The organism is Streptomyces sp. NPDC005574, assembly GCF_040605435.1.
Lineage (GTDB): Bacteria > Actinomycetota > Actinomycetes > Streptomycetales > Streptomycetaceae > Streptomyces.
Map to the genome: position 1 here is coordinate 1 of NZ_JBEXCW010000067.1, position 11386 is coordinate 11386.

The following is an 11386-nucleotide window of genomic DNA, read 5'->3' on the forward strand; positions in this document are numbered from 1 at the left end:
AAGCCCTTCTTCAGGGCCAGCTCGCGGACCGCCGCGTACGAACCCGCGAAGCCGATACCGGCGATGACGACCGCGCCGGCCACGACCACGCCGATCAGAATGCGGTGCATCCGAGTCAGCTGCATTGGCGCGGCCACCTGTACCCCCTTCCTGCTTGGTTGTGGAGTGATGTGGCTGTTCGGCTGCAGACGTGCACCCGGGGGTGCGCCGGGAGTCGCGGGGCTGTGGGGGTCTCTGTGCTCATCCGGCTACCGGACCTTGCGCGCTGGGCTGCCCGAGCCGTCCAGTAGTGCCTGGATGAGCTGTTCGGTTTCCGTCTCCAAGGAGCAGTCCAGTGCCCGGTTGACCTGCTGGACGCGAGTGATGGCGGTATGCAGCCCTTGCCGGTTCCCGGCCGCACTTTCAATCCGCAGCCAGTCGCGGTAGAGGAGTTCAGCGGTGTGGTCGACATCAAGACCGGTCACGATGGCGCGGCGGGCGGCGTTGAGGTCGTGACCTGGTCCGTCGGCGGTGCGGTAGGTCGCGACGGTGTGCGCCACGTCGATGATCCGCGTGATCATCTCCTGCTGGTGGGGCAGGGCCCAGGGCAGCGGCGAGCCCCCGAACGGCTTGCCGCGGACCAGGGTCAGCGCCTCCTCCAAATCAGGAAGACCAGACGGGCCCTGAGGCAGTGCGTGTTCGACGAGTTGGAGGAAGCGGCTCCAGTCGCATCGCACTGCGGGGGAGAGCCTGTAGGGGTCTTCGCCGGATTTGCGGCGCGGCACGTAGGGGTTGCCGGCCGGATCGCTGCCGAGGGAACGGCGCAGGCCTTGCATCCGGGCGTTGAGGGTGCTGAACTCCCAGGGACTGACGGGGTCCATGTCCGTGCAGACGGCGTCCGCGCTTCGCCCGGGGCGGAAGAACAGCAAAGCAGCGAGTTGCGCCATCCGCGGGCCGTGGCCGGTGCTGTCCACTCCCGTGACTTCGACCGGGCCGAGAACCCGGATCTCCGGCGCATGCGGGTCGTGTGCCGCGCCCTCAACCGCCTCCACCACCACGGCCTGGCGTTCTTCGGCGGCGTTCTCGGCGTCAGTGTCCTCGGCTGCCGGCGCCCCTTGGGCCGTGGCCACCGGCGTCTGGTCACCCGTGGCCTGGTTTTCCTCGGCCTGGGGCGCCGGTGGGATGGGCAGGAGGGGAAGTCCGGTCGGGTCGGTGGTGGCGGCGAGCAGGGCCGGGAAGACGTTGCCGTTGACGTCTGCGGCCTCCGTGGCCGAAGGGCTTATGCCGGTATCGGCCGCGGGCGCGGCTGGCTCCTGGGGCTGGGGCTGGGGTTGCAGGCTGCCGGGTTCTTGTGGGACGTCCTGCCACGGGCCGTCAGCGGGGTGAGCCGACTGCGCGGATACCTTCAGGGCGGTGGTGATCTGCAGGTATGCGGCGTGCTCCAGGCGCTGCACTGTGATGTGGGTGCCGGTGGAGTCGAGTGGCTGCGGGGTGCTGAGTGAGGCGTTGAGGATCTCCGCCTCGGGGAAGTGCGCGGCGGCGGTAGGTGCCGGGGCGATGAGGGTGACGGGAAGCGTGCCGGCCTTGTCGATGGCCTCTGCGAACTCCCAGGCGGTGTCCGGGTCCAGGGACGATGCGCACAGCAGTACGTAGGGTTGGTGACTGGTTTCGGGCATCTGGTGGGCCTCCAGCAGTCGCTCGCTCAGGTCGCGCAGCGCATGGGTGGCGTGGCGCATGTGGGCGATCCGGGCGGTGGGCAGCAGGTGCGGCAGCTCGTCGCCGAACCCGATCGTCACCACTTCGACGTCGCTTGCCCACGGGCTCATCCCCAGTTCCAGGGCGAGCGAGGTGCACACCTCGGTGATGTGGACCGGATTGCCGTCCAGCAGTACGGCGGGCGTCCGGGGGAGGTTGAGCAGCAGCAGGTCACCGGCAGTGGTGTGGCCGATGGTGACCAGCCCCGGATACGGCGCCGGCACTTTGCCGGCGGTCTCCTCGTCCAGGACGACGGCGCCGGAGTCCAGCACCCACCAACCGGCCTTGCCGGCCACGAAGGGTGCCGGCGGTTCCTGGACCAGGTCGTCGGGCAGCACCTCAACGGTGCGGGCACCGATCCGTGCGGCCCTCAGCGTCGGCAAAGCCGCAGCGTCATCCCGTTGGGCCACTTCGCGGGCCAGGGTCCTCAAAACCGTGTCCAGACGGGCGGCACCGCCCGGTTCGGCGGCCGCCGCCAGCTTCGCCTCTGCCGGGGAAGTCTCCGGCGCGATGGCGATCTTTTCGCCCGGCTTGCGGCGGCGTCGCTGCAGCGTCCGTCGCAGGGCGAGGGCGCTGGTGATGGCGGCGGCCAGCAGCGCGCCGGCGCCCAGAACAGTACGCCGTACCAGCGGACTGTCGGCCGGCGTCGGAGCCGGCGTCTGGGACGCCGTGGCCGCAGGGGAGGAAGCGCTGCCGTTCTGTTCGGCCGACGCCGACGGCGAGGCAGCCGAGGAGGAAGGGCTGGTGCTGGGCTGCGGCGCCGCGGAAGCAGGAGCGGAAGGAGAACTCTCTAGGTTGGGTTGCTCGGCGGGACGGCTGCTCGGTGCGCGGGGAGTTGACGACGTCGGCGCGGGCGCGGGCGTCGTGCGCTGGCCCGGCGCGGGCGCCTGTCCGTTGCTGGTGTCATCGCCCGGCTGCCGGCCACCGTCCGGTGCCTGAGTAGCCGGGGGAGTGGTCCCCTGCTTGTCTGCCTTGCTGCTGTCGCTGCTGTCGCTGCTGTCGCTGCTGTCGCTGCTGTCGCTGCTGTCGCTGCTGTCGGCGTTGTTGCCGCTGTTTCGCGGTGTCGTCTGCTGGTCAGGCGGAGCGCCCGGTACCGTGACCTGCTGTCCTGCGTAGATCACGTTGGGGTCGGTGATGGCGGGCAGGCCGTGCGGTTGTGGCTTGCCCTCGCTGGCCGCGAACAGCTCGGGCCACTTGCCGCCGTCGCCGAGTTCGTTCTCCGCGATCTTCGACAGGTAGTCGCCCGAGTGGACGGTGAGGGCGTGCTCGCTCTCCCCGGCAGAGGCCGTACGGCCGTCTCCTAGCTGTGTACGGACGCCACCAGTGCCGGCGTCGGTGTAGGGCATCTCCAACTGCCAGCCGGGCTGCAGAAAGCTGTTGGCGTGAAAGATTTGCCCGTCGGGCATGGTCCGGCCCTCGTTCAGTTCCGCGATCTGGCGCCATCGCTGGCCGTCGCCCAGTTCCCGCTCGGCGATGCCCCACAGGCTCTGCGCCGGCCGCACCTCGCGCACCGTGTAGGGGGCGGGGGATGCCGGCGTGCTCGCGGTGGAGGACGGGGAGGCATGATCGGCGTCGCCGCCATGCGCGGCCCCAGCCTCCTGGCCGGGAATGCTGGGGGCCGTGGCCGGTGCGGCCTGGGCATCGGAGGCCAGCGCCGAACTCGTCGGCAGCAACACCAGGATGCTGCCGATCAACAGTGCGGCAGCGCGATGCGAGGCACCCATTCCTCGCGGGGCATGCCAGTTCCTGCCCCGCAGCTGCGCGAACAGTTCGCGAATCGCGCAGTAGCTGAACTGAGCCCATCCGATCCAGCCCACGCAGGCGAGCAGCAGCAGAAACGTCCCGCCGGTGTCCTGCCGGTCCAGCAGATGCGTGAGGTCGTCGTGGGTGGAAGCCCAGATGACGGGGGTGACCCAGGCCAACAGCAACGGAAGCCCCACGATCACGGCCACCAGGACGAGCAGGCTCAAGCTGGCCCTGAGAACACGGGCCAGGGTGCGGCCCACCGCTGCGGCGGGGGAGTGGGGGGTGCGCATCAGGTTCCTTCGGGAGCGGTGACGCCATGCAGAAGGCTGGCTGCGGCCTGGCCGGTTACTGACAACGAGCCGATCCCGACCGCCGACAGAAACTTCGTGTCGTAGGTGCCGGTGACGTGGACGGTGAGGGTTTTGCCGTCGCTGGACACGCTGACCGTGCCGGTGGCGCCGGCCGAGCGCAGGTAGGCCTGGGCGGCGGCCTGCGCGGCCTGCGGGTCCACGACGATCGCGGTGCCGTTGATGGCCTCGGCGGGGTCGATGGCCTGCCCGCCGGCCCGCGCTGCTTCGCCGGCGATGTAGTCGGCCCGCTCGATGGCGCGCATGGTGCTGCCGCCGTCGACGGCGACGCCGATGATGCCGATCAGCGCGAAGACGCACACCGCGACGAACACGGTGACACCCCCACGATCGTCACACCGAGCCGACCACCGCCCCGTCCGCTGCCGCAAGATCATCGGATGCCCCCGTCGCACACGGCAGGGCGGCAGAAAGGGGCCACGCCCGGCTCTACGGCATCGACCTTGCCGATCATCTTGGCCTTACTGGTTGCATGCCGCCGAGGCGACCAAGACTCGTCTCGCCAGGCGCCGGGCCGGTCGGCTGCTGCCGTAGTCTCACGGCCATGCCCGCCGTTCCTACCGCCTGCCACTGTGTCGTCTGCCAGGACCTCAACGAACTGGATTCCCGCACTCAGGCGAGCGTCGACACCATCCATCGGCACGGCTGGCAGGTCATGATGATCCCCGCCGACGACCTGGGACCTGGCTGGGCCTACACCATCGGCCTGTGGCACCAGCACCGGATACCCGAGCTGGCGATGTTCGGCCTGGACATCTCGCGGATGCAGACCCTCCTCAACGACCTCGCTCGGCAGGCTGTCGAGGGCCGACTCCTGGAAGCCGACCAGGAACTGCACGATCTTGCGGACGTCCCGATCGTCCTCAAGCGTGTGGACTACCGCTGGTACAAGGCGTTCTTCGGCACTGCGATCGGCTACTACCGCAAGCCGCCGTTCCCGTTCCTTCAGGCCGTCTGGCCCAACCGTGACGGAGTCTTCCCCTGGCAGCCCGGCGGAGAAGACCTCCTGGACAGCCAGCCCCGGCTGGCGCTGTGTCCCGACGAACACCCCGCCGGAATTTGGACGCAGGACCTGTGAAGAGACGACCGCTGCGCCGTCGCGGACAATGACGTCATGACGCGCTGGTTTCGCAGCTACTGGGCCGACGAAGACCTCTGGTACTACTTCGAGGCCGACGCCGATGGCCAGGTCACCCGCCAGGTGGAACTGCACGGACCACTCGAGAAACCCGTCGTCGCGGCCGCGTCGACCGAATGGGAAGTCGCCCAGGAGGCCGGAACCCTCGCGGACTACGAAGGCACGTTCGGCGCCACGGCCGAGACTCCTGTGCATGAGTGGGATCCGCACGAGCCGCAGGACCTCACCGCCGAAGAATTCGAAACCGTCTGGCTCACAGCACGAGCAATCTGCCAGGCACGAGCCCGAGCACGCGTGAGGCATGGAGCGTGAATCCGAGCCTCCTTGTGTGCTCACGGCTCACCACCCGCCCTTCGGCTTGCACGACTCCACGGCACGTGCGCGAACCCAAGGGCTCTCTGCCGGTATTGGTCCACCACCGAGGTAGCCGTCGACGTGAGCGTCCGGGCTCCGGGTACACCGGGCAGGAGCAGGTCTGAGAGGTTGACTGTGCAGGTCACGGTCGCGGTGACTGTGCCGACCTGCCCGACCGGCACGCTCAGGCCGCCGGTATCAATCCGGACGGATGTCGACGCGCACGTGATGCCCTGATCGTTCAGGGATTCGGCGGCCGCCGCCTGGGCGGCGCTCTGTGCGGAGGCGGCGGTGCGGTGGATGGAGGCTTCCCGGGCTGCGTCCTGGGCAGCAGAGTCGATCTTCGCTCCTGACGTGACGAGCCGGCCACCGGCGATCGCCAGACACAAAAACATGATCAGCGACGGGAGGATGATGGCGGCTTCGATCGCGGTACTGCCTTCATCGCTGCGGAGCCTGCGAGCCCAGTGGGCCATGATGCGGATGGTGTTCATTCTCCCGGGACCGTCCAGCGCTCCACCGGCCCGGACGCGGACTGCGAAACCTGCAGGCCCAAGATGCCTGGAATCAGCGAGATCGCATCGCCGGTGACCTCTACCCGTACCCGCTGGCCGTTGCTGTCGGCGGATACGCGGTAATCGCGCAGGCTGTCGCCCGCGGTGCGCTCCAGCACGCCCCGTGCCTGGGCGGCGCCGTCGGCCGGGTCTGCCTGGTAGGAGCGGGCGGCCGTGGCTCCCTCGCGGGCAGCGGTCAGCGCGATCTGCCGTGCGAAGTACCACATGGAGGCCTGGATGACGGCGAGGGTGGCGAGCAGTACGAACGGGAAGACGATCGCCATCTGGACGGACGTGTCGCCGCGGTCCTCGCGCCACCGTCGCCCCTGCCACCAGTCCTGAAGCTGTTTGGTGGAAGCCATCACAGGCCGCTGAGCTTGCCGTTGTACTTGCCGATCACAATGGCGATGGTCCCGGCGATCAGGACGGCGCCGGTGACGGCGGCCACCCAGATGATGACGGTGGTGGTGCTGATATCCCCGCGCTCGGGCCGGCGCTGGGCCTCCTGAAGGCTTTCCTGCAGGCGAGTGGTCAGCCAGTGCACCGCACGGTAGGTACGGGCCGCGGTGTGTTGCATGATCTGTACTCCTCCTTCAGCGGTTCACGGTTCAGCGGCTTACGGTTGAGCGGGTTGAGATGGTCTAGACGGTGAGCATGCGGATGACCGCGGGAAAGGCCATCAGGAGCATGACCAGAACGGCGAGCAGGGCGCCCGGAGCGGTCATTTTCTCGCTGGCGGTATTCGCCTCCGCGGCCTGATCGGCAAGCAGTTCGGCATTGAGGGCGCTCGTGCGGGCCCGCAGCGCCTTGTAGACGGCGGCGCCGTCGGTGGCCGAGCCGCGCATGATGTCGGCGACGTCGGTAAGCACCGGAAGGTCATACTCATCAGCGAGGTCTGTCAGCGCCTGGTAGGGCGGAATCTTCTCCATACGGGCCCGGCGCAAAGCCCCCTGCAGATACAAAAAGGGCCAGCCGTCGCCGACTACGGCGGCCTTCTCCAATGCTTCCGCGGGGCCGGCGTCGGCAGCCCGCTTTAGCGCGACCAGGTCGAGATAGGCGGACAGGGCGTGGGCGAACTCCTCCCGCGCCCGGTTGGCCTGGTCCCGCACCGCGAGATCCGGGGTGATGAACAGCAGCCCCGCGATGAGGACTCCGACACCGCCAGGTACGTAGAACGGCAGGGAGACGCCCGCGATGATCCACGGGATCGTCGCGATGACCGGGCAGAGCAGGCCGCAAGCGGCCAGTGTCGTCTTCTTCAGCATGAACTGGCCCGGACCCTGTCCGAGCAGGGCCAGGTCGGTGGTGGGGATCCGGACACCGGGCAGACGCTCGAGGCGGGCCAGCAGCCACCGGCCCCACCGCTCCTCACGGTCCAGTTCCGGCTCAGGCATGGTCAGGCCGGCCGGGGCGCTGCGCGCGAGAGCGGCCCCCAAGGCGGGCTGCGGGGAAAGGAGTTCACGCACCAGCATGGCCAGGCCGGCACCGATCGTGCCACCGCTTGCCACGACGGGAAGAAGGTTCACGAGCTGACTCCTTCCGGCTCACGGCCGGCGACCGGGACGTCCGGCTCCCTCACGGGCACGGCAGGCAGGCGGACCGTGCTGGACGGGTCAGAGATCAAGAAGCGGGGGATGCGGCGGAAGGAACCCAGCTGCCGCATCAAGGCGAGGACCCCGATGAAGCCGGCCGTCAGGAACGCGAGCACCAACTGCCCCAGAAGGGTCGAGTACGGCTTCGTGTAGGACGGCACGAAGAACCCGGCCACCACCACACCCACGGTCATGATGGTCATCCACCGCACCGTGGTCCGCGGCTTGGCCCGGTCGGCCTCGATCGACCGTTTGCGGGCTACCTCGTCACGGACGGTTCCCGCGAGATCCTCCAGCGCCTGGGCCAGGCCGGGACCGCGGTCGCCCGCAGACAGGATGAGCGCGGCGATCACCTTGTCCGCGGTGACGTCGTCGAGCTCCTCGGCGAACGCGCGCAGCGCTGCCTCCGGGCGCCACCCCAGGCGCAGCCGGTCGGACAGGTTGATGATCTGCCCGGCGAGCTCTTCGGGCGCCCCCTGACGGCTGGTGATCATCGCCTGTTCCAGGCCCATGCCGAGGCGGAGCAGGCCGGCCAGCCGCTGCGTCCACTCGCTCAAACCCTCCAGCTGGCCGATGCGTTCCTGCGCCATGTGCGCGGGAGTGATCAGCCAGGGCACGCCGACGACGGCCGCACCCAGCAGCGCGCCGCCCACGAAATTCCCCGAAATAAGCCACACGCCCGCGAAAACCACGACCGCCGCGACGGTGAGGGTGCGCCGGCGTAGCCGCACGTCCTGGCTCTGCTCCTTCCCAGCACGCACGGCATGCCACCGCTGCCGCAGCGCTGCCCCGCGCGGCGCCGTGGTGCCCACAAGACCCGCGACGACACCCATCAGCCCGCCGATGACGGCCATGCCACTGAGCAGCCCCCATAACAGGATCATCGGCGCACCCCCGCTCCCACCTTCAATGGCAGCGGCGCCTGCCAGGCCCCGTAGGGCTGCCGCAGCAGGGCGGAGTCGAAACCGACGCGGCGCAGGTCATCGATGCAGCCCGGATCCATCCGCGGCACCGCCCGCAGCTCACCGAACTCGGCACCGGGGGAAAAGACTTCGTTGGTGGCGGGACGGCCCGACTCGCCGATCCCGGTCAGTTCCAGAACGTGGGAGACGTAGCGGTGGCGGCGGCCGCCGATCTGCGTCTCGTCCGTCATGTCGACGTACACGATGAAATCCAGACCGTTCGCCGTCTGCCGGTAGGCCAGCTGCTCGGACAAGTTGTCCTGGGCGAGCGCATACAGCTCGGCGATCCGGTCGAAGATGATGTCCGGACGGCGGGCGTGAATGGTGCACAGATTGCCGCCCGAGCCGTTCGTCAACGCCTGCATCATCGCGACGACTTCCGGACCGCGGACCTCACCGACCACGATCCGCTCCAACGACATCCGCAACGCCGGATGCATCAGATCCAGGAGCGTGACCTCACCGGCACCGCGCCCGGTGACGTCCTTCTCCCCGTTGGACTCCCGGCCCACCAAGGAGACGACCTGGCGGTGATAGCCGTTGGTGTGGGCGAACAGTTCGTCCTCGGTCTGGATGGTGGCAAACCGCGTCTCCGGGTCGAACTCCTTGAGCAACGCACGCAGCAGCGTCGTCTTCCCGGCCTTCTGCTTCCCCGCGATCATGATGTTCTTCTCCGCGCGCACACACGCGCCCAGGAACTCCCGCAGGACCCCGTCGATCGTGCCCAGCCGGACCAGGTCGTCCAAATCGGCGTGGGAGACCCGGTGGCGGCGGATGACCGCATAGGTCATCGGCCCAAGACCGGTGATGGCCTGTAAGCGGGAGCCGTCCTGCAAAGCCAGGGCGAGGGTGGGGTTCGCAGTGGAGATGGTCCGCTCGCTGTGCCCGGAATCGCGGGCCAGCTCCCGCAACAGCTCCAGGAGTTCCTCCTCCGAGTCCGCGATCGGCCCGACCATCCGGCGCTGGCCGTCGCCGTAGTCGAGCCACACCTCGCTCGGCCCCTGAATGATGATGTCCTCAACCCGGTCATCGTCCAGATACGGCTGGAGCCGCCCGGCACGAAACAGCAGGTCGTAGACACCGCGGCGCAGGGCTTCGTCCTCCTGCGGCGCCATTGCCTGGGCATCCGACCACAGGGCGACCGCCTCATTGATCCAGTCCAGACAGCGCTGCTCCTCGCTCGCCCGATCCATGTCGGGCGTGGTCTTCAGCAGCTCCTCGCGCTGCTTGGCCACCTGGCCCGCGATGTGCCGGGCAACCTTGTAATCGATCGTGACCTGAGGCGCCATCGCGCTCAGCACGCGCGTACTCGACACGCCGCCGGCAAGGTCGGAGGCGGGGGCGCCGTTCGCCTGAAGCGGCCGCGCCCGCTGCGGGCGGCCGGGCCGTGCAGCCACGACGGGCTCGGTGTGCAGAGGCCTACCGCGCACGGGTCACCGCCCCTCCCACAGCACCCATCCTGCCTGGATCAAGACGGGCGCGGCGCACCGCGGCCCGCTGCACCAGCAGCGTGCTGCTCGTTCGGGCCGCCTTCATCAGCGCCGAGTTGATGAAGTGACGCGGCTGCTCCGCCCCGTCGGACAACACCTTCGCGTCCCTCGGCGCATACGGCAGGGTCGCCACCACTGGCACCTGAAGCACGCGCTGCACTTCACCTGCGGGATACGGACCCTCGTTGATCATCAGCACACCGACGTCACCGACCCGCTCCTGCAGAGCGCGCACCCGGCCTTCGGCTGCCTGCAGACAGCGAAGGGTGTTGCGCACGACCACGAACACCGCGTCGGCCTGCTCGGCCAGGACACCACAAGGGCCGAACGCCCCGCGCCGGCCGAGGTCGATGAGGACATCGTGTCCGTGTTCAGCGTCGATACCGCGGAACATCTGCGACAGCGCCTTCCATACCGCTCCCAGGCTCGCCGCCTGCGCGGGATCGGTGATCCCCGGCAGCAGCAGCCGGTCCCGCGGCGACTCCTTCTTCCCGTCCTCGCCGCTCAGGTCAATCAACTGACGCCAGAATGCGTCCCCGAGGGCGCCCTGCCGGGCAGCGACCGAAAGGTTCCGCAGTCCGTACCGGTCACCGAGCGTGCCCTGCAACAGCCCGTGCAGCACAGCGCTGCCGTCCGGATCGCACTCCGCCAGGATCATCCGCCGCCCCGCCTCCAACGGCCAAGACAGCAGCAACGCGAGAGCACTCGTGGTCACCCCCGGCGCACCGCTGCAACCTGCCAGCGCGATGACAGCCATCAGCTACCGTCCGGCGCAGCGAGAACCAAGCGCAGCGCGTCGGCCGCCACCCAAGCCGCGGCCACCGGGCCCTCCGCGGCAGACGTGGCGACGTCGACCACCACGACCCCCGTACCAGGCGCAGCGCTCGAGGCCTTCTCGACGCGTCCGTCAATCGTCTGCGGCACGGCCTCGGACGTCTTACCGGCATCCGCCCCACCCTGAGCCGGGACATGCACCAGCTCCACCCTCTGACCCGGCACCAGAGCCGTGGCCGGGATCTGCTTGGGCTCCAAACCGACCGGCACCAACTGCTCACCGGCCTTCACCAACGAGTCCCTCGTCACCTGCGACGGTGCGAGCAAAGAGCCGGGCCTCAGTTCCACAGCAGCCCGCTTGCCCACCACCGAGTCCAAGTCGTCACTGCGCACTGACTTGACGGCCGGATCCAGGGCGATGGACGCCTTGCCTAAATCGCCTTCCCTCAGGACCTGGCCCACTTGGACGTCACGGACCACGGTGACCACCTCGGTGCGGTCGCCGACCTGCAGCAGCAGGACAGCAACACCAGCGCCCCCGGCGGCAATCAGAGCCAATGACAGGGCGATGACGCCCGGGCGGCGCCGGCGGGCGGAGACCCGCGGTGGAGTCACCGCAGCGGCCACCTGCCCCAGCGCGGGCGAGGGCGTGCGTTCTACCGTTTTACTCAACG

General features: G+C 69.1%; 13 protein-coding genes. 2 read left to right on the forward strand and 11 right to left on the reverse strand.

The features are described from left to right. The 3 genes from ABZT03_RS31090 to ABZT03_RS31100 all read right to left on the reverse strand — a co-directional run. Positions 1 to 137: DUF2637 domain-containing protein (locus ABZT03_RS31090; protein ID WP_356045642.1), on the reverse strand; the 137-nt coding region annotated here is incomplete at its 3' end. Between the two features lie 111 nt (positions 138 to 248). Then, the gene (locus tag ABZT03_RS31095) at positions 249 to 3770 is read right to left on the reverse strand and encodes a hypothetical protein (RefSeq protein WP_356045576.1); all 3522 of its coding nucleotides are present in this window, start codon (positions 3768 to 3770) and stop codon (positions 249 to 251) included. Continuing rightward, on the reverse strand, positions 3770 to 4225 hold the full coding sequence (locus ABZT03_RS31100; protein WP_356045578.1) for a pilus assembly protein TadG-related protein: 456 nt from the start codon (positions 4223 to 4225) through the stop codon (positions 3770 to 3772). Before ABZT03_RS31100 ends, ABZT03_RS31095 begins: the two co-directional genes overlap by 1 nt. Before the next feature lie 167 nt (positions 4226 to 4392). Here ABZT03_RS31100 and ABZT03_RS31105 point away from each other — a divergent pair, with 167 nt between their 5' ends. Together ABZT03_RS31105 and ABZT03_RS31110 are read left to right on the forward strand one after the other, a co-directional pair. Further along, positions 4393 to 4926 carry a DUF4262 domain-containing protein gene (locus ABZT03_RS31105; protein WP_356045580.1) on the forward strand — a complete coding sequence of 178 codons (534 nt, stop codon included), beginning with the start codon at positions 4393 to 4395 and terminating at the stop codon, positions 4924 to 4926. A 36-nt stretch (positions 4927 to 4962) separates the two neighbouring features. Then, positions 4963 to 5298: a hypothetical protein gene (locus ABZT03_RS31110; protein ID WP_356045581.1), complete on the forward strand. Its 336-nt coding sequence runs from the start codon at positions 4963 to 4965 to the stop codon at positions 5296 to 5298. 20 nt (positions 5299 to 5318) lie between these two features. Here ABZT03_RS31110 and ABZT03_RS31115 read toward each other — a convergent pair whose 3' ends face one another. The 8 genes from ABZT03_RS31115 to ABZT03_RS31150 form a co-directional block, all read right to left on the reverse strand. Next, positions 5319 to 5816 carry a TadE/TadG family type IV pilus assembly protein gene (locus ABZT03_RS31115; protein WP_356045644.1) on the reverse strand — a complete coding sequence of 166 codons (498 nt, stop codon included), beginning with the start codon at positions 5814 to 5816 and terminating at the stop codon, positions 5319 to 5321. Positions 5817 to 5830: 14 nt separating this feature from the next. Next, positions 5831 to 6256, reverse strand: coding sequence for a TadE family protein (locus ABZT03_RS31120; protein ID WP_356045583.1), 426 nt, complete (start codon positions 6254 to 6256; stop codon positions 5831 to 5833). After that, complete coding sequence (locus ABZT03_RS31125; protein WP_356045585.1) at positions 6256 to 6471, reverse strand: hypothetical protein; 216 nt, start codon at positions 6469 to 6471, stop codon at positions 6256 to 6258. The genes ABZT03_RS31120 and ABZT03_RS31125 overlap by 1 nt, the downstream gene beginning before the upstream one ends. Positions 6472 to 6535: 64 nt before the next feature. Next, on the reverse strand, positions 6536 to 7420 hold the full coding sequence (locus ABZT03_RS31130) for a type II secretion system F family protein (protein ID WP_356045587.1): 885 nt from the start codon (positions 7418 to 7420) through the stop codon (positions 6536 to 6538). Then, complete coding sequence (locus ABZT03_RS31135; RefSeq protein ID WP_356045589.1) at positions 7417 to 8370, reverse strand: type II secretion system F family protein; 954 nt, start codon at positions 8368 to 8370, stop codon at positions 7417 to 7419. Before ABZT03_RS31135 ends, ABZT03_RS31130 begins: the two co-directional genes overlap by 4 nt. Then, a complete protein-coding gene (locus ABZT03_RS31140; RefSeq protein WP_356045646.1) occupies positions 8367 to 9737 on the reverse strand; it encodes a CpaF/VirB11 family protein in 1371 nt (456 codons plus the stop codon). The genes ABZT03_RS31135 and ABZT03_RS31140 overlap by 4 nt, the downstream gene beginning before the upstream one ends. 130 nt (positions 9738 to 9867) lie before the next feature. Next, complete coding sequence (locus ABZT03_RS31145) at positions 9868 to 10695, reverse strand: hypothetical protein (RefSeq protein ID WP_356045591.1); 828 nt, start codon at positions 10693 to 10695, stop codon at positions 9868 to 9870. After that, complete coding sequence (locus tag ABZT03_RS31150) at positions 10695 to 11339, reverse strand: SAF domain-containing protein (protein ID WP_356045648.1); 645 nt, start codon at positions 11337 to 11339, stop codon at positions 10695 to 10697. Before ABZT03_RS31150 ends, ABZT03_RS31145 begins: the two co-directional genes overlap by 1 nt. Between the last annotated feature and the right edge of the window lie 47 nt (positions 11340 to 11386).

Coding starts and splice junctions, on each gene's coding strand:
- ABZT03_RS31095 (WP_356045576.1), bottom strand. CDS start 3,770: ATGCGCACCCCCCACTCCCCCGCCGCAGCGGTGGGCCGCACCCTGGCC.
- ABZT03_RS31110 (WP_356045581.1), top strand. CDS start 4,963: ATGACGCGCTGGTTTCGCAGCTACTGGGCCGACGAAGACCTCTGGTAC.
- ABZT03_RS31125 (WP_356045585.1), bottom strand. CDS start 6,471: ATGCAACACACCGCGGCCCGTACCTACCGTGCGGTGCACTGGCTGACC.
- ABZT03_RS31120 (WP_356045583.1), bottom strand. CDS start 6,256: ATGGCTTCCACCAAACAGCTTCAGGACTGGTGGCAGGGGCGACGGTGG.
- ABZT03_RS31145 (WP_356045591.1), bottom strand. CDS start 10,695: ATGGCTGTCATCGCGCTGGCAGGTTGCAGCGGTGCGCCGGGGGTGACC.
- ABZT03_RS31105 (WP_356045580.1), top strand. CDS start 4,393: ATGCCCGCCGTTCCTACCGCCTGCCACTGTGTCGTCTGCCAGGACCTC.
- ABZT03_RS31100 (WP_356045578.1), bottom strand. CDS start 4,225: ATGATCTTGCGGCAGCGGACGGGGCGGTGGTCGGCTCGGTGTGACGAT.
- ABZT03_RS31140 (WP_356045646.1), bottom strand. CDS start 9,737: ATGGCGCCTCAGGTCACGATCGATTACAAGGTTGCCCGGCACATCGCG.
- ABZT03_RS31115 (WP_356045644.1), bottom strand. CDS start 5,816: ATGGCCCACTGGGCTCGCAGGCTCCGCAGCGATGAAGGCAGTACCGCG.
- ABZT03_RS31135 (WP_356045589.1), bottom strand. CDS start 8,370: ATGATCCTGTTATGGGGGCTGCTCAGTGGCATGGCCGTCATCGGCGGG.